Source organism: Streptococcus infantis (assembly GCF_047463615.1).
In the GTDB taxonomy this organism is placed as follows: domain Bacteria; phylum Bacillota; class Bacilli; order Lactobacillales; family Streptococcaceae; genus Streptococcus; species Streptococcus infantis_X.
This window is the reverse complement of the sequence record NZ_JASHDO010000003.1, coordinates 15,731-32,467: the sequence shown is the minus strand read 5'-3', so window position 1 is coordinate 32,467 and position 16,737 is coordinate 15,731. Positions and strand designations below refer to the sequence as shown.

The 16,737-nt window shown below is 41.6% G+C and carries 15 protein-coding genes; 4 read left to right on the top strand and 11 right to left on the bottom strand.

Features of this window, described 5'->3' with window-relative positions:
• Positions 1–105: 105 nt before the first annotated feature.
• The 5 genes from QM874_RS04375 to QM874_RS04355 form a co-directional block, all read right to left on the bottom strand.
• A complete protein-coding gene (locus tag QM874_RS04375; RefSeq protein WP_414316359.1) occupies positions 106–1,200 on the bottom strand; it encodes a LysM peptidoglycan-binding domain-containing protein in 1,095 nt (364 codons plus the stop codon).
• A gap of 176 nt (positions 1,201–1,376) precedes the next feature.
• On the bottom strand, positions 1,377–1,991 hold the full coding sequence (locus tag QM874_RS04370; RefSeq protein WP_414316358.1) for an HAD-IA family hydrolase: 615 nt from the start codon (positions 1,989–1,991) through the stop codon (positions 1,377–1,379).
• 3 nt (positions 1,992–1,994) lie between these two features.
• Positions 1,995–3,275 (bottom strand): MATE family efflux transporter, encoded by a 1,281-nt coding sequence (locus QM874_RS04365; protein WP_414316357.1) that lies wholly within the window; start codon positions 3,273–3,275, stop codon positions 1,995–1,997.
• A 60-nt stretch (positions 3,276–3,335) separates the two neighbouring features.
• A complete protein-coding gene (thrC, locus tag QM874_RS04360; protein ID WP_414316356.1) occupies positions 3,336–4,820 on the bottom strand; it encodes a threonine synthase in 1,485 nt (494 codons plus the stop codon).
• A 74-nt stretch (positions 4,821–4,894) separates the two neighbouring features.
• Positions 4,895–6,172: a gamma-glutamylcysteine synthetase gene (locus QM874_RS04355; RefSeq protein WP_414271332.1), complete on the bottom strand. Its 1,278-nt coding sequence runs from the start codon at positions 6,170–6,172 to the stop codon at positions 4,895–4,897.
• A 370-nt stretch (positions 6,173–6,542) separates the two neighbouring features.
• Here QM874_RS04355 and adhP point away from each other — a divergent pair, with 370 nt between their 5' ends.
• From adhP to QM874_RS04335, 4 genes are all read left to right on the top strand, one after another.
• A complete protein-coding gene (gene adhP, locus QM874_RS04350) occupies positions 6,543–7,562 on the top strand; it encodes an alcohol dehydrogenase AdhP (RefSeq protein WP_414271331.1) in 1,020 nt (339 codons plus the stop codon).
• Between the two features lie 351 nt (positions 7,563–7,913).
• On the top strand, positions 7,914–8,903 hold the full coding sequence (locus QM874_RS04345; RefSeq protein ID WP_301560174.1) for a PTS sugar transporter subunit IIB: 990 nt from the start codon (positions 7,914–7,916) through the stop codon (positions 8,901–8,903).
• A gap of 74 nt (positions 8,904–8,977) precedes the next feature.
• Positions 8,978–9,790 (top strand): PTS mannose/fructose/sorbose transporter subunit IIC, encoded by an 813-nt coding sequence (locus tag QM874_RS04340; RefSeq protein WP_223338395.1) that lies wholly within the window; start codon positions 8,978–8,980, stop codon positions 9,788–9,790.
• A 14-nt stretch (positions 9,791–9,804) separates the two neighbouring features.
• Complete coding sequence (locus QM874_RS04335; RefSeq protein WP_000818311.1) at positions 9,805–10,716, top strand: PTS system mannose/fructose/sorbose family transporter subunit IID; 912 nt, start codon at positions 9,805–9,807, stop codon at positions 10,714–10,716.
• A 252-nt stretch (positions 10,717–10,968) separates the two neighbouring features.
• Here QM874_RS04335 and pepC read toward each other — a convergent pair whose 3' ends face one another.
• From pepC to gtfA, 6 genes are all read right to left on the bottom strand, one after another.
• On the bottom strand, positions 10,969–12,303 hold the full coding sequence (pepC, locus tag QM874_RS04330) for an aminopeptidase C (protein ID WP_414316355.1): 1,335 nt from the start codon (positions 12,301–12,303) through the stop codon (positions 10,969–10,971).
• A 111-nt stretch (positions 12,304–12,414) separates the two neighbouring features.
• Positions 12,415–13,137 (bottom strand): pseudouridine synthase, encoded by a 723-nt coding sequence (locus QM874_RS04325; RefSeq protein WP_414316354.1) that lies wholly within the window; start codon positions 13,135–13,137, stop codon positions 12,415–12,417.
• A gap of 347 nt (positions 13,138–13,484) precedes the next feature.
• Positions 13,485–13,709 carry an accessory Sec system protein Asp5 gene (gene asp5 / locus QM874_RS04320; RefSeq protein WP_414271328.1) on the bottom strand — a complete coding sequence of 75 codons (225 nt, stop codon included), beginning with the start codon at positions 13,707–13,709 and terminating at the stop codon, positions 13,485–13,487.
• A gap of 4 nt (positions 13,710–13,713) precedes the next feature.
• Positions 13,714–13,893 (bottom strand): accessory Sec system protein Asp4, encoded by a 180-nt coding sequence (gene asp4, locus QM874_RS04315; protein ID WP_049503148.1) that lies wholly within the window; start codon positions 13,891–13,893, stop codon positions 13,714–13,716.
• The gene (gtfB, locus tag QM874_RS04310) at positions 13,886–15,232 is read right to left on the bottom strand and encodes an accessory Sec system glycosylation chaperone GtfB (RefSeq protein WP_414316353.1); all 1,347 of its coding nucleotides are present in this window, start codon (positions 15,230–15,232) and stop codon (positions 13,886–13,888) included. The genes asp4 and gtfB overlap by 8 nt, the downstream gene beginning before the upstream one ends.
• Positions 15,216–16,736 (bottom strand): accessory Sec system glycosyltransferase GtfA, encoded by a 1,521-nt coding sequence (gene gtfA, locus QM874_RS04305; protein WP_414316352.1) that lies wholly within the window; start codon positions 16,734–16,736, stop codon positions 15,216–15,218. The genes gtfB and gtfA overlap by 17 nt, the downstream gene beginning before the upstream one ends.
• Position 16,737: the final 1 nt, after the last annotated feature.

Sequence of the window (16,737 nt, the reverse complement as noted above, 5' to 3'; positions counted from 1 at the left end):
TTGTATTCGCTTACATTCTAGCATGTTTTAGATTTTATTTCACTTATAAAGTGTGTCATAACAAAAAAAGAAGTAGAAACTCAAGTTCCCAACTTCTTAATATTCTTAGTTCATCGATACGTGAACGTGGTCATAGTGGTTTTCTGTGACGCTTCCACGATCTGGCATTGGATTCCAAGTGTAGGCTGGTCCATATTTGCTATCGAATGGTGCATAGAAACGTTGTTTCCAGATGATGTAGCTGATGCCTCGGCTAGCCATATTTTGGATAGCATAATCTGCAATTTGGTCTCCAAGAGCTGAGCTTACTGGGACCATAAAGTCAATTGCAAGGCCTTTTCCGTGGTCTCCGCTATCTCCAGGACGGTAGCCGCTAAATGATGTGATACCAAACAAGTTAGCAATTTCTTCTTTAAAGGCAGCCGTTTGTGGTTGTAGACCTGCATTTTCTGACTTTGAAGCTGCAATACTTGCATAATCAGGTGCTGCTGGTGCTGCATAAGTCGCTGATGAACCTTGGCTTGCTTCAGCTTGGTAAGTTGATGGTGTTGATTGAGTCTCTGCTACAGTTTCTGTAACAGGGGCTTCTGTTGTAGTGGTTTCTTCCACTACAGGTGTTTCTGCTACTGCTTCTTCTGCTGGTGCTGAAACTTCTGCCGTAGTTTCTGTCACTGGTTCTGCTGCTGGTACTGAGGCTTCTGTTGTAGTTTCTGCTACTGCTTCTTCAGTCACTTGTGGTGCTACTGGCTCAACTTGAGCTTCTGTTTCTTCAACTGGTTGAGTTAAATCTTCAACCTGTACAGTTTGGTCATCTACAGTGACTTGGTTAGTTGTCAAATCTGCTGTTGCAGTTGTTCCTTCGCCACCTTGAACTGTGTCAGGGGTTTGAATTTCAACTTCTGTCACTTCTTCCACATCATTAACAGTTGTAGTAAGCACTGTCTCAGGGAAAATCAGATCAATATTGCTGATCTTGTTCAAGTTAGCAAGAACGGTCACATCCACTCCCAAAGCTTCGGCAATGGTACTTAGAGTATCTCCATACTGAATCGTATAGCTTGTTTTATTCTCATTCTTAGTAACATCGTTTTGAATTTGCTCAACACTGCGCGCTGTCCATACTAGTTCTTCTGCTTGAGTTGCCAATACAGGTGCAAAGGACAAGGCTACTGTTGATGCTAAAATAATTCTTTTCTTCATACTATCAAACTCCTTTTCAAATGTAGTACCTGTCTATCATAACACAAAGAAAATAGAAAAAAAGCCCTTTTGGGGCTATTTAACAGAACTGTACATTCCTTGTAACAAATCACATTACTTGAAATAGTTTGTTAGTTTCTTGTCATCAGGCTGACACATTCTTCTTGAAGAAAGTTCTAGAAGGAAAGTGAGCTAATATCTTCTAAACGCTCTATCTGTTGATTACAAGTTGCAGGTGAGGCAAGGAAATTGATACTCTGAATCCCACTATTTTGGGCAAATTCTATATCCAAAGTCCGATCGCCGATATAATAAGTCTGCTGAGGATCTAGTCCATACTTATCTAGCAAATAGATCGCAGCTTCTGGACTAGGCTTCCGAGCAAAGCCACTTTGATTGGTTAAAATTTCTGTGAAATAGTGGGCCAAACCCAAGTTCTCTACAATTGTAAAAGCATTGTCCCCTTTATGGGTATAAACAAACTGCTCAATCCCTTGCTGGTCTGCCCAAGCTAAGATTTCACGCGCCCCTGGCATCAGAACCACTTGAGCATTCTTCTCAGCCAAGCTCTGAGCACGGACTTGATTGAGCATATCAGCATCCAAACCTCTTTCTTCTCCCACCTTTTCCAACAGATCTTGAACGGAAGTTTGTAGAATAAAGGCACGAACCTCAGCCTTATCATAAGGAATGTCATACTGAGCAAAGGTCTCTTCGATTCCTGCTAAAATAGCCTCATAAGAGTCCAATAAGGTCCCGTCTAAATCCCAAATAAAAGCCGTTTCTTGCATTTCTTATCCTCTCAATTTCATATAAGATTTGTAACGATAGCGTAGGAAAATCCAACGGAAACCATTATCCAAAAGAGTTCCTGCCCAGATACCAGGCAAACCCCATCCAAGAACAATTCCCATCAGGTAACCAGTCCCAATACGGATGCACCACATTCCAATACTTGTCGCATAAAAGGGAAGTCGGGCATTTCCCAAACCTTGCCAGACAGCTGTATAAATAACTGTTCCCGTCGTCATAGGAGTCCCTAGTAGAGAGAACAGCGTCACCATAACACTGGCTTCAATAGCCAAAGGATCACTAGTATAGAGGTGACTTAGGGGCGTTCCTAGAGCATAGATACTGAGTGTTAAGGGCAACATAAGAAAGAGGGAAAGCCAAAAAGTTTGCTTACTTAAGTTGTCTACCCTTGCCCAATCATCTTCTCCAACTGCTCGAGCCACCTGCATGACTGTTGCTGTAGCGACACCAAAGGCTGGCATATAGTTAAACTGAGTCAAGACTTCACCGATCGCATTTCCTGCAACTGCCTCCGTCCCAAAGGAAACAACCAAGGCAATAATGACCACATCTCCAGCTCTCATCATGAGACGTTCTCCCGCTGCAGGTAAAGCCAAGGTCAGCAGGTCTTTATCCAGTCCAAACGTCGGTCTCATATATGGAAGTTTTAATTGTGACCACAAAATTACAACCCCGATCAAACGAGACAAAATAGTCCCCCAAGCTACACCAGCTATCCCCATATCAAGGATAAAAATAGCGATACTTGAAAAAAGGATGTTTAAAGCATTGGATAAAAAACTCACATAAAGGGGAAGGCGCGGATTATGGGTGGCGCGAATCAAGGCCCCTAAACTAGTCATCAAGCCCAGGAGAACGATTGTTCCACCAACTAAAGATAGGTATAAGCCACCACTTTCAGCCACAGCCTGTTCAGTACCCAAAAGACCAATCATCTCTTGACCCGCAAAGATGGACAAGCCACCTAAAACTAAACTCAGTAGCAGGGTGATCTTCAGCGCTTCAGTAACATGATAAGCAAGCTTCGACTGGTCCTTCTGCCCCACACTTTTTGAAATGACACTGGAAATAGCCGCTCCCAAAGCAATAAAAATCGCTTGGTAAATGGTTATAATATTGCCCGCTACAGACACACCCGAAATGGCGATTAAGCCCAGATGTGCCACCAAGTAGCTGTCTACCATTCCCATGAGCATCTGCAAGAAATTTTCACCCATGGCTGGCAGGGCTATGTTGAGAATGTCTTTATTTTTCTTAAACAATCCTTCCTCCTGATGAAAAGAAACTCAGTTAGTTGCCCAACCGAGTTTACTTCCTCTGTCTTAAAGTCCTAGATAAGATTCTACTGCAGCCTGCATCTCTGCCGCTGCAACAGTTGTCTTGTGACGAACTGGAGCTGTTTCAAGGCCATCAACTGCTGGTGGCACTGCCACTCCTGAAATTTCGTGCAACTGAGCCAAAGCTTCAAAGTCGGTCAAGCCTGATTTCCCTGTTACAGCTTCTACTGCAACTACTGGGAATTTATAAGGACTAGCCGTTGAAGCAATCACGGTCTTAGCAACATCGCCTGTCGCCGCTTGGTATTTTTTATATACGGCTGAAGCAACTGCTGTATGTGGATCCTCAATGTAGGCATCTGTTTGATAAACACGCTTGATTTCTGCTGCTGTTTCTGCTTCCGTCGCATACTCAGCTACAAAGAGATCAAGAATCTCTGCATCAAAATCAGTCAACTCATACTGACCTTGAGTATTCAATGCATTCATAAGTTCAGCTGTCTTAACCGCATCATTTCCCAAAAGATGGAAAATCAAGCGCTCCAAGTTTGAAGACACTAAGATATCCATAGATGGGCTAGTGGTTACCTTAAACTCACGCTTCTTGTCATAAACACGAGTTTTAAAGAAATCTGTCAAAACATTGTTGTCATTTGAAGCACAGATTAGCTTGCCGACTGGTAGGCCGATTTGTTTAGCGTAAAAGGCTGCCAAGATATTTCCAAAGTTTCCTGTCGGTACGGTGAAGTTAATCTTATCACCAGCATTAATTTCGCCATTTTTAACAAGCTGAGCGTAGGCATAAACATAATAGACAATCTGTGGGACCAAACGACCGATATTCATAGAGTTAGCTGATGAGAACTGAAGCTTGTTGGCTGCCAATTTCTCACGAAGAGCCACATCATTGAACATATGTTTCACGTTTGTTTGAGCATCATCAAAGTTTCCATCGATGGCGATAACATGAGTATTGTCCCCTGTTTGAGTGGTCATTTGCAATTCTTGTACCTTACTGACACCGTCTTTTGGATAAAAAACGATAATTTCAGTTCCTGGGACATCCGCAAATCCTGCCATAGCAGCTTTCCCAGTATCTCCAGATGTTGCTGTCAAGATGACAATCTTGTTTTCCAAACCGTGTTTCTTAGCTGCCGTTGTCATAAAGTATGGCAAGATGGACAAGGCCATATCTTTAAAGGCAATGGTTGAACCGTGGAAAAGTTCCAAGTTGTATTGGCCATCGAGTTTGACAAGAGGGGCAATAGCTGGTGTATCAAACTTGCTGTCATAGGCATTGGTGATACAGTAGTCCAACTCCTCTGCTGTAAAGTCATCCAAGAAAGCTGACAAGACCAGCTTAGCCACTTCTTGGTAAGAAGCATCCTTTAATGTGTCAAAATCCAAATCTACCTTTGGATAACTAACCGGAGTAAACAAACCTCCATCTGTTGCCAAACCTTGCAAAATCGCTTGGCTGGCTGTTACGGTATTTTTCGCATCACGCGTTGATTGATAAACTAATGTCATAAATCTCTATCCTTTATCTATAGTCTCATCCATTATAACATGATTTTTCAGAAAATTCTTCCTTTATAAGAAAATTATAGAGTCATTTTTTCTTTCAAAGGCTCTAAATAGGTCATTTCTTGCTGACCTCTCATTTCAAGACCTTGCTCTGCTATAGCTAGCAAGTCTTTTGAGAATTGAACAATTCCAGCTGTCTCCTCGTCTGAAAGCTGTTTCTTAGAAAACTGGCGTCTCAATGACTTGTAGTCACGACCAAATCTCTCAAAGAAAGGAGCTGTCTCTAGGTAAGCTTCAAGCTTGTCTAGATTCACCAACAAACCTAGATGAAAGGCTGCTGAAGAAAAAGTTCGGTCTAACGGCTGTGTACAAACACTACGAAATTCGACCGTTCCTCTAGTCGTCAAGTCTTGATATTGGTAACTACGGTGCGTTTGAAAATCCTTCTCTTGAGGGACAAGCAGAGTTTCTTTTCCATTTAGAGTATAGGCAAAAATTTCATCAGTAGCTAGGTAATCTCTAGCCCGAATCGGAGAAAAATAGTAGGTTTCCCCATCTCGTTCTGCTGTGAAAATCGCAGAGTGGTCTAGATAATCAAAAAAATCATCCTCATCTTTGAAGAGTTTTGCATTGACACCAACATTTTCTGGATAAATCCCATGCATGGATTTTTCCCAAAAGATATCTCGTGAAATCAAAGTATCCCAGTCTGCTCCCGAAAACTCAGAATTGGCAAATAAGAAAGCTTTTACTGCTTCAATCTGAGTGAAAGCATTGATGACACGTAGGTAGTTAGCAGTCGATACGTCCAACTGAACTTGACTCCCACAGATAAAAGCACCGTATTGTGGAAAGTCATGCAAATCAGCACTCTCTTGGCGACTTCCCATATGCAAGTAATCCATCAGCATCTGGTAGCGTGGATAAGCCACCGGTCGATTGTCATTCTGATCCCAGTTTGGGTGAATCCCCCAGCCCTGGATAGCATGATCCTTTTCGCCTAGTTTTTCCTGAATAACCTTCATATAAGCTTGAAATCGTCCTTGGACCTCTTGGATTTTCTGGGCTCTGCCAAAGGCAAACTCCAAGGTCGTGTAGGAAACCTCAAATAAAATACGATCTTGACAGATTGGTTCTACAAGTTGAATTGAATTGCCATCCTGGTCCTCTTTTTCAACTTCCAAGCTGAGAGCATCCACTAAAAATCGCATCAAGTCCTTGGTGACTTCAATATCTGTGGGTTTCCCTTTCGTATGTACGATAGGAAACTCCAACTCTATCCCAATATAGAGATCTGGATTTTCTTTGATATTCTTTAAATAGCGGTCTTTTAATAACTGAACTGAAGGGGACATACATACCTCTCATTCTAACTTCTCATACTAGAAAACAAATTACTCTCTATTATACCAAAAACTCCTAGAGAAGGATCTTAGAAAGTCTGTTTGCAACCTCTCTCCCTAGACTCGAGAACGAACAACTTCCTCTTTATATGAAATTTTATGACAAGACGCCAGATATCATTGTTCAATTTTCACAGTCTCATCAACTGGTTAAGCGATTACATATGTTTTTGCATCAAATCCCTTGTACTATATTAAATATAGTGATACAATTCACATATAAACAAAAAAGAGGGCAGTTCAAATTCGACTTCACTTGAATCATGAGTCAAGGCAAGCCCATTTTCCTCTGCACCTCAACTACTAACCAAGGAGGATAGCTATGAAAGCTGTTGTTGTAAATCCAGAAAGCACTGGTGTTGCTATTGAAGAAAAAGTGCTCCGTCCGCTCGAAACTGGGGAAGCTCTTGTTGAAGTTGAGTACTGTGGTGTCTGCCACACTGACCTCCACGTTGCCCATGGTGACTTTGGAAAAGTTCCAGGACGTGTTCTCGGTCACGAAGGGATTGGTATCGTAAAAGAAATCGCCCCTGATGTTAAGAGCCTAAAAGTTGGCGACCGTGTTAGTGTTGCTTGGTTCTTTGAAGGTTGTGGCACATGTGAATACTGTACAACTGGGCGCGAAACTCTTTGCCGTACAGTAAAAAATGCTGGCTACTCAGTAGATGGTGGTATGGCAGAACAATGTATCGTAACTGCAGATTATGCCGTTAAGGTTCCAGAAGGTCTTGATCCAGCCCAAGCTTCTTCAATTACTTGTGCCGGTGTTACTACCTACAAGGCTATCAAAGAAGCAAAAGTTGAACCAGGCCAATGGGTTGTACTCTATGGTGCTGGAGGACTTGGTAACTTAGCTGTTCAATACGCTAAAAAAGTATTCAACGCTCACGTTATCGCAGTAGATATTAACAACGATAAACTTGCTCTAGCTAAAGAAGTTGGTGCTGATATCGTGATTAATGGTCTTGAAGTCGAAGATGTTCCAGGCCTTATCAAAGAAAAAACAAACGGTGGGGCTCACTCAGCTGTCGTAACAGCTGTATCAAAAGTTGCCTTCAACCAAGCAGTTGACTCTGTTCGTGCAGGCGGTCGTGTAGTAGCTGTTGGACTCCCTTCAGAAATGATGGATCTAAGCATCGTCAAGACAGTTCTTGACGGTATTCAAGTCATCGGTTCCCTTGTTGGAACACGTAAAGATTTGGAAGAAGCCTTCCAATTTGGTGCTGAAGGTCTTGTTGTTCCAATCGTTCAAAAACGGCCTGTCGAAGATGCCATTGCTGTCTTTGATGAAATGGCTGCTGGTACCATCCAAGGTCGTATGGTTCTAGACTTTACACACTAAGATAAATAAAATGCCAAAACGAGGTAGTGGACAGAAGATCCCGCCTCGTTTTTTTAGCAATAAAATTTTGACATGACAATTAATTGGACTTGGGGCATTTTTTAGACGCCCAAGAGCACTACTGACGTAAACTTCCTTGTCCCTCTGCTTTTTTATATTAAATTTTTTTACCATTTTATAGACGATTTTATAAAAAGTTGATATATCAATATTTTCAAAGATAGGGCTTTGAGATTTTTTTCACTCTTTATTATAATTAGTTGCATTTTTTCTGAAAACGATTTATACTTAAGGAGTCTTAAAGTTTTCTTAAACTACAAGTCAAACATTTTATAAGGAGGAATGACAATAATGAGTATCGGAATCATTATTGCGAGCCACGGTGAATTTGCCGCGGGTATTCATCAGTCAGGATCTATGATCTTTGGTGAACAAGAAAAGGTTCAAGTTGTAACCTTTATGCCAAACGAAGGTCCAGATGATTTATACGCCAAGTTCAACAATGCTGTGGCTGCATTTGACGCAGAAGATGAGGTTCTAGTCTTGGCTGACCTTTGGAGTGGATCTCCATTTAACCAAGCTAGCCGCGTAATGGGAGAAAACCCAGAGCGTAAATTTGCCATCATCACAGGACTTAATTTACCGATGTTGATCCAAGCTTACACAGAGCGCCTCATGGACGCTGCTGCTGGAGTGGATAAAGTCGCTGCAAACATCATTAAAGAAGCCAAAGATGGCATCAAGGCTCTTCCAGAAGAACTAAACCCAGCTGAGGAAGTTGCTACTGCTGCAGCTGCGCCTGTAGCCCAAGCTGCTATTCCAGAAGGAACTGTCATTGGAGACGGTAAATTGAAAATCAATCTTGCACGTCTTGACACTCGTCTTCTTCACGGACAAGTCGCAACTGCTTGGACACCAGATTCAAAAGCTAACCGTATCATCGTTGCTTCAGATAACGTAGCCAACGACGACCTTCGTAAAGAATTGATCAAACAAGCGGCTCCTAACGGAGTTAAGGCTAACGTTGTTCCAATCAAAAAATTGATTGAGGTTGCTAAAGACCCTCGTTTTGGTGAGACACACGCCCTTATCTTGTTTGAAACACCACAAGATGCCCTTCGTGCTATCGAAGGTGGTGTGCCAATCAAAACTCTTAACGTTGGATCAATGGCTCACTCAACTGGTAAAACAATGGTCAACAACGTACTGTCTATGGACAAAGACGACGTTGCTACATTTGAAAAAATGCGTGACCTTGGCGTTGAATTTGATGTACGTAAAGTACCAAACGACACTAAAAAAGATTTGTTTGACTTGATTAGCAAAGCTAACGTTCAATAATCTACAACTTGTTCGATGCTTGTCAAAATAAGTTGTAACACTTTATGAAAATTAAATAGAAAAGGAATAAAACCATGTCAGATATTTCATTCATTTCTGCTATCTTGGTTGTAGTTGTTGCCTTCCTTGCTGGTCTTGAAGGTATCCTCGACCAATTCCAATTCCACCAACCAATCGTAGCTTGTACCCTTATCGGTCTTGTTACTGGTAACCTCGAAGCAGGGGTTATGCTTGGTGGATCACTTCAAATGATCGCTCTTGGTTGGGCAAACATTGGTGCTGCCGTTGCTCCTGACGCTGCCCTTGCCTCTGTTGCCGCTGCAATCATCATGATTAAAGGTGGTAACTTTACTACTGAAGGTATCGCAGTCGCAACAGCTACTGCAATCCCTCTTGCCGTAGCTGGACTTTTCTTGACTATGATCGTTCGTACAATCTCAGTTGGTTTGGTTCACACTGCAGACGCTGCTGCTAAAGAAGGTAACATTGCAGCTGTTGAGCGTGCTCACTACTTTGCCCTTATTCTTCAAGGTCTTCGTATCGCTATTCCTGCAGCCTTCCTTATTGCTATCCCAGCTTCTGCTGTTCAAGACGCTCTTGGTTTAATGCCAGACTGGTTGAACGGTGGTATGGCTGTCGGTGGTGCCATGGTCGTTGCCGTTGGTTACGCTTTGGTTATCAACATGATGGCTACTCGTGAAGTATGGCCATTCTTTGCTATCGGTTTTGCTCTTGCAGCAATCTCTCAATTGACTTTGATTGCCCTTGGTGTCATCGGTGTTGCCCTTGCCTTCATCTACCTCAACCTTTCTAAACAAGGTGGAAACGGTGGCGGAGGAGCTGCAACTTCTAACGATCCAATCGGTGATATCCTAGAAGACTACTAGAAAGGGGAACAATCATGGCTGAAAAAATTCAATTATCAAAATCAGATCGCCAAAAAGTTTGGTGGCGTTCACAATTCCTTCAAGGTTCTTGGAACTACGAACGTATGCAAAACTTGGGTTGGGCTTACTCTTTGATCCCAGCTATCAAGAAACTTTACACTAAAAAAGAAGACCAAGCTGCTGCTCTTGAGCGTCACCTTGAGTTCTTCAATACTCACCCATACGTAGCTGCTCCAATCATGGGGGTTACTCTTGCACTTGAAGAAGAACGCGCAAACGGTACTGACATCGATGACGCTGCTATCCAAGGTGTTAAGATTGGTATGATGGGACCTCTTGCCGGTATCGGTGACCCAGTCTTCTGGTTTACAGTTCGTCCTATCCTTGGTGCCCTTGGTGCATCACTTGCTGCGACTGGTAATATCGTTGGCCCACTTCTCTTCTTCTTTGGATGGAATGCAATCCGTATGTCTTTCCTTTGGTATACACAAGAGTTTGGTTACAAGGCTGGATCTGAAATCACTAAAGACATGTCAGGTGGTATCTTGAAAGACATCACTAAAGGAGCTTCTATCCTTGGTATGTTTATCCTTGCCGTTCTTGTACAACGTTGGGTATCAATCAACTTCACTATCAACCTTCCAGGTAAACAATTGTCAGAAGGTGCCTACATCGTCTTCCCAGAAGGTCCTGTTACAGGTGGAGAATTGAAGGGTATCCTTGGTCAAGCACTTAGTGGTTTGAGCTTGGATAGTGTTCAACCACAAACCCTTCAAGGTCAGTTGAACTCATTGATTCCAGGATTAATGGGACTTCTCCTTACTTTCCTTTGCATGTGGTTGCTTAAGAAAAAAGTATCTCCAATCACAATCATTCTTGCCCTCTTTGTAGTTGGTATCGCAGCTCGTTTCTTCGGTATCATGTAATCAAGCAAATCAAAAGGAACCAGGTTCTAAACCTGATTCCTTTTTTTCTATGCTTTTATACTCAATGAAAATCAAAGAGCAAACTAGGAAGCTAGCCGCAGGTTGCTCAAAGAACTGCTTTGAGGTTGTAGATAGAACTGACGAAGTCAGCTCAAAACACTGTTTTGAGGTTATGGATAGAACTGACGAAGTCAGTATCCATACCTACGGTAAGGCGACGCTGACGTGGTTTGAAGAGATTTTCGAAGAGTATTATTCAGCCAAGGCTCCCATTGGATCCCATGGTGCAAGGACGATTGGTTCTGCTTCATAGGCAGCTTGTTCTTCTGCTGTTAGCAATTCCTTACGAACAACAATTTGGTAAGTGTATTCGTCCATCCAAGCATCTGAAGCAACAAAGTAACCATCTGTACCGACCTTGTCTCCCCATGAGTTTTCAACTTTCCACTTGATTGATTTGCCATTTTCATCCAAATCAACACCTGTCAAGACCATGGCGTGGGTCATCAAGCTTTCGCTGTAGTCCAAACGTCCAGCCTTGTCTTGAGTGAGTTGAATGTCCATGCTTGATTCAAAGTCATAAACATCTGTCGCAAGGATTCCCGCTTTACGGTTGCTAAGCTGGCCGACATCAGAACCAAACCAAACAGTCTCTCCTGCTTGCATTTGGGCAATGGCCAATTCTTTCAAGCGTTCCATCGGTACGTTGATGTAGCGAACTGCACGGCTTCCAACGACATTTCCCAACATCTCAACTGTGTAAGATTTACCGTATGGTTTATCAGCAGTTGGAGCATTGATCACAGAAACGTAGTCTTCTAATGGAAGGTCAACATATTTCTTGTAAAACTCTTGTGGAGTGATGCCTTTTTCGCTTTGGTAGTTGTTGTCCTTGTCACGATAAGCAAAGTCAAATTGACGTGGTGGGAGACCTAGTGACATGGCAAGGAAGTTAAAGATTTCTTGCAAGAGGTCTTCTTTCTTGGCCTGAACAGTCGCTTGGTCTGCGCCAGAAGCAAGCAAATCACGCAAGATTTGAGCATCTTGACGAAGTAATTTATTAAGGATGGCATTTAGCTCACGGCTGCTGCTAGATGAGACAGACTCTGGATAAACAGACTTAGGTACGACACCGTATTTTTCAAAGAGAGAAACTACCATATCCCATTGTCCGCCATCTTGTTGTGGAGTTTGGAGTAGGAAACTAACCTTGCGGCTAGTCAATTCTTGATCTGCAGTCGCAATCACTTGCTCCAAGAACCAGTTAGACTTTTCATACTTGTCCCAGAAGAAGGTGTGCGCTTGTGACAATTCAAAGTTTTCCAGTTTGTATTGAGAGATGAGTTTGTGGCGGAAAGTATTAAGTGCTGCAAACATCCAACAACGACCAGAAGCCTTCTGGTTAGTGACCTTGTCCTTTGTCAAATCAAGTGAGAAAACAGGTGTGTTATCTACATGGCTTTGACGACGCTCAAGGGCTGCAAAGATTCCATTGTGGCTAGCAGCATTTTCGATAGCTTGGTATTTAACATTTGCTTCATAGTTGGCAAATAATTTATCTGTAAATGATTCTTGAATCGCGTTCATAAAATCCTCCTTTTTATTCTACAGTCTATTATAACGCTTTTCACAAAGGAAGCAACCAAAAACTGAAAAAGGCAAGGATATTTTCCTCACCTTTTTCAACGATTACACAGGTTACCCAACACTTTCGAGCAAGCCTTCTAGTTCTTCCTTGCTTAAGCGACGCCATTCCCCACGCTTTAGATTTTCATCCAAGGTCAGAGTTCCCATGGTCAGACGTTTCAAGTTCACCACTTCTTTGCCACAGTAGGCAACCATACGCTTGACCTGGTGGAATTTTCCCTCTGCAATAGTCACTCGAACCAGACTTTCATCCTTTTCCCTATTAATAGACAAAAGCTCCAGCTTAGCAGGTTGGCAGGTAAAGTCTTTGAGCGAAATCCCTTGTGCAAATGTCTCAATGTCTTCGTCCGTCATGATTCCCTTGACCTGCGCTAGATAGGTCTTATCCACATGGCGTTTCGGGGAAAGAAGAGCATGAGCCAGTTGGCCATCATTGGTCAAGAGTAGGAGCCCATGCGTATCGATGTCCAAACGTCCCACTGGGAAAACTTCCTTTGAACGAGCTAAGTCATCCAACAAATCCAACACAGTCTTATGTTTAGGATCTTCAGTTGCTGAAATAACACCCTGGGGCTTGTTCATCATATAGTAAACAAACTCCTCGTAGGTTAGCTTTTGCCCGTCAAAACAAATCTCGTCAGTATCTTCATTGATTTGTAGCTTGGCAGATTTTTCCTTTTTACCATTGACCATCACGCGCCCAGCCTTTAGAAAGTTTTTGACCTCGGTCCGACTTCCTAGGGCGCAGGCAACCAAATATTTATCTAATCTCATAGTACTATTATACCATGAACAAGCTTAATCTTATACTCTTCGAAAATCAAATTCAAACCACGTCAGCGTCCCCTTGCCGTACTCAAGTACAGCCTGCGGCTAGCTTCCTAGTTTGCTCTTTGATTTTCATTGAGTATTAGTACAAAAATAAGCCGCCTGATTGGGCGACTTTATTTTATAGGGAGATTATTATGAAAAATTTTTAGGAGTTAAAGTTAAGTTCTTCTTAACTTATGATTATAGTATAAGCTAGTTTCCTAAAAGTTTTCTTAAAATATTCTCCTAAAACTTAAATTTCTTTAAATGATTACTTTTAAAGTCAATCATTATCTCCATAAAACTATAGCTTATGCAAACGTTAAGACCATAAAGAGGATAAGCATCACAAATAAGGCTAAGCTAACAAGCAGAGTTAGGACTTTAACAAGCGTATTACTTTGCCAATAGCTGGGCTTTCCGATATTACTAGTAGCATCCGTAGAAAAAATTTGAGTTTGTCTTGGTTGAATGGTCACAAGAATAATTAAGGAAATAGCTAAAATAATGGTTAAAATTATCAATAGTTCAGTCATTTAACTACCTCAAAAGCCCTATTAAAGTAAACAGTAAACCAATCAAAATCATTATTCCTAGCAAGATTGAAAAAATTTTATTTATTTTTTCTCCTCGAGTCGATTTTTCCTTTTTAATAGGTTGCTGTTTCATCTCTTCCATGCGACCTTCAACATCTTGATAAAATAGATCTTTTTTAGCCATGGCTTTCTCCTAAAATGGTTTCCATCCGCTCCTGATACATGATTGGATCCACATAATTGGCATGGTAACCTTGCTCTCCAAGAGCTCGTCCCATCTCCTTAACGTTAGAAAGAGCTAATTCAATAGTTTGAATCATGCCATCAACTGCTTCCTTAGCGAAAATATGATTTGGAGCTGTATAGCGGCGATTATGCGCTGTTTCCTCAAAAGCTAGGACCAATAGGTTATGTTCAAAGGCCTGGCGAACAGCCTGAAGAAGTTCATTCCCATAGTTGATATCCAAGTAGATATCTGATAACTGATAAAGCTCCTGAATCTTCTGGGGACTAGCATTTTGATAGAGTACAACATTCGGGTAGCGGAGCATATCCATCAACTTAGCTGACATTTCTGTCACTGCTGCTATTCGGAAAGTGACCCTTGGTAAACTCTCCACCAGTTTTTCGACTTGCTCTAGTTGATCCGAATTGGTCACTATCAAGGCATCAGGACGAACAAAATTATCACGCTTAAAGTGATAATGATAGCCTAGGTGACTAAACTTATGATGGAATTTTTCATCCGTCAATTGTAGGGCGCGTTCATAGGTCGCATAATCTGGAATGATAATGGTCTTAGCTCGAAGCTGGTCATTCTCCAAGATCAGTTGCATATTTCCAGGAATATGGTCCTGCAATGGTTCTTGCCAAACTAGGATATCCTGACCTGATTTTTCTGGAAAATGGAAAGAAGTCAAAAACGATGTAGATAGGGTATTAAAGAGAATGTGGTCAAGATTCACATTCAAACCTTGCAAGAAGTCTATGACAAAGGCCACTCGACCAGAAAAATGACGCAAGCTTTGCCCTTCCAAGGTCAAAAGAATATCACCTGTGACATGGTTTTCCAAAACAACTTCCTTGCGATTTACGTCCCGATAGGAAGTCATAATAGCTTGCCCCAAAATATCATAGGTGGTTTTTGCAAAACAAGCTCCAAAACGATTGTAGTGATCTACTTGAAAGATCCGACCTGCTGGTGTTTTCCATTCAACTTTTTTCACCAAACGAGCCTGTAAACCATCTGCATAATAAATTACTGCCCGTTCTTGACAAAGATTATTAATGATTGCAGACTGATTATCTCCAGCAATCTCCCAAAAGTCTGGGACAGGAACTTGGTTAAAATACAAGGGCTTACCACTGTCATAACCCAAATAATAGGTGAAGGGTGAGACAACTCCATCTGGTAAAAATCCATCGGGTTCAATAACCACAGCCAAATCAGATAGTCCTGCCGCAGTCAGACTATAGTGCAAATCTTGGCTTTCTTGATTATATAGATCAAATAACTGAATCATCCACTACCTCCTTGATTGTTTTTTCCCATGTATTCAGAATCTCTTTAGTCAAGAACTTCTCAGCTATCTGGTAGGACTTTTCTCTCATGCCTTCCAAACGATTTTCTAAATATAGTTGGCAGATTTTTTCTGCAAAAGCTTTCTTGATTTCATCTTCGACATGGTCAGATGAGCTTGGAATCAAGTAGCCATTTTGACCATCTTCGATAAATGTTTGATTTCCATACGGAACATCAAAACCAATCAATGGCAAACCTGATCCAATCGCTTCCATGAGTGTCAAACCAAAACCTTCACTTGTAGAAGCAGTTAGATAAACTTCATATTGAGAGTAAATATGAGATAGGTCTGCATGTCCCTTAAGTTGAATGTAATCCTCTGCCTGATTTGTTGTAATGATTTGTCGCAATAAAGATTCTTCACTACCACTACCATAGATATCGAAGGTTAATTCTGGCAATTCCTTATGAGCCTCAATCACAGCCTTCACAAGCCAATCAATGTGTTTTTCCTTAGCCAAACGCGAAGCTGTAATGAGAGAAAATGGTTTACGACTCTCTTGTGGTTTTGTTAATTGATCTACACTTCCAACTGGAATGGTTACGATCTTAGGTGCATGCGAGGTATAGCGAGCAAACTGTTGCTCTAAGACTTCCTTTTGACGATCCGTTGAAACGATAAAGAAATCGACTTTATCTGCATTGGTAAACTGGTAGTCATAATAGTTGTTCCACAAGATATAGTCATCATTGGTCGCATTTTCACTGTAATGCTCTGCATGAACAACTACCGCTAGATGTGCCGCTTGCGCTTCCTCAAAAACAACCTGCCCAATGCCAGTCTCACGATCTAAAATCACTAGATCTGATTTGCTTAACTGAAGAGTCTGCATGAAGTAACGAATTAGGGCAGGCTTCCCGTATAAAATGCGATCCTTAAAACGGTAAACTTCCTCGGTCCCTTGATTCATGAACATTTCATAAGCCGGAGTTCCATCTTCATTGTAGAAGGTTCTTTGGTAGAGTGTCGCTACATTGTCTTTAGGAGCAAAATATTCTGTGCAATAGCGTGTGTAAGAGAAGTAATCTTTGCGAACCAGATTACCGGCAAACACATACTCCACATGTTGGACAAAATCTTTTCCCTCATCTACCAAATAACAAGTGATAAACTTGTCTTCATCAGAAAAGAAGATTCGTTCAACTTTCCCATTTCTTTCACGATGGCTTTCTACGCCTTCAAAATAAGCCAAAACATCATCTACAGTCACACTGGTCGGTGCAATTTTGATATCCGTAAAATAATTATATAGCCAAATAACTTCCTCATCATTAAATCCAATATTAGCTGTCAAATGCTGGATATTATCAGCTAAAATCATATCTGTAAAGATAAACTTAGACGGTAGATTCAGACTGCGAAAAATACCCGCACGATAAGCTTGAGCGTACTCAACACCGCTACTAGCCCAGCCGATTCCTAAATTTATATTATAAATTGTCATA

What these genes read in the sequence shown, in the direction of transcription:
- QM874_RS04355 (WP_414271332.1), bottom strand. Translation starts at nt 6,172, where the DNA reads ATGTCCCCTTCAGTTCAGTTATTAAAAGACCGCTATTTAAAGAATATC.
- pepC (WP_414316355.1), bottom strand. Translation starts at nt 12,303, where the DNA reads ATGAACGCGATTCAAGAATCATTTACAGATAAATTATTTGCCAACTAT.
- asp4 (WP_049503148.1), bottom strand. Translation starts at nt 13,893, where the DNA reads ATGGCTAAAAAAGATCTATTTTATCAAGATGTTGAAGGTCGCATGGAA.
- QM874_RS04370 (WP_414316358.1), bottom strand. Translation starts at nt 1,991, where the DNA reads ATGCAAGAAACGGCTTTTATTTGGGATTTAGACGGGACCTTATTGGAC.
- gtfA (WP_414316352.1), bottom strand. Translation starts at nt 16,736, where the DNA reads ATGACAATTTATAATATAAATTTAGGAATCGGCTGGGCTAGTAGCGGT.
- thrC (WP_414316356.1), bottom strand. Translation starts at nt 4,820, where the DNA reads ATGACATTAGTTTATCAATCAACGCGTGATGCGAAAAATACCGTAACA.
- asp5 (WP_414271328.1), bottom strand. Translation starts at nt 13,709, where the DNA reads ATGACTGAACTATTGATAATTTTAACCATTATTTTAGCTATTTCCTTA.
- adhP (WP_414271331.1), top strand. Translation starts at nt 6,543, where the DNA reads ATGAAAGCTGTTGTTGTAAATCCAGAAAGCACTGGTGTTGCTATTGAA.
- QM874_RS04340 (WP_223338395.1), top strand. Translation starts at nt 8,978, where the DNA reads ATGTCAGATATTTCATTCATTTCTGCTATCTTGGTTGTAGTTGTTGCC.
- QM874_RS04335 (WP_000818311.1), top strand. Translation starts at nt 9,805, where the DNA reads ATGGCTGAAAAAATTCAATTATCAAAATCAGATCGCCAAAAAGTTTGG.
- QM874_RS04325 (WP_414316354.1), bottom strand. Translation starts at nt 13,137, where the DNA reads ATGAGATTAGATAAATATTTGGTTGCCTGCGCCCTAGGAAGTCGGACC.
- QM874_RS04375 (WP_414316359.1), bottom strand. Translation starts at nt 1,200, where the DNA reads ATGAAGAAAAGAATTATTTTAGCATCAACAGTAGCCTTGTCCTTTGCA.
- QM874_RS04345 (WP_301560174.1), top strand. Translation starts at nt 7,914, where the DNA reads ATGAGTATCGGAATCATTATTGCGAGCCACGGTGAATTTGCCGCGGGT.
- gtfB (WP_414316353.1), bottom strand. Translation starts at nt 15,232, where the DNA reads ATGATTCAGTTATTTGATCTATATAATCAAGAAAGCCAAGATTTGCAC.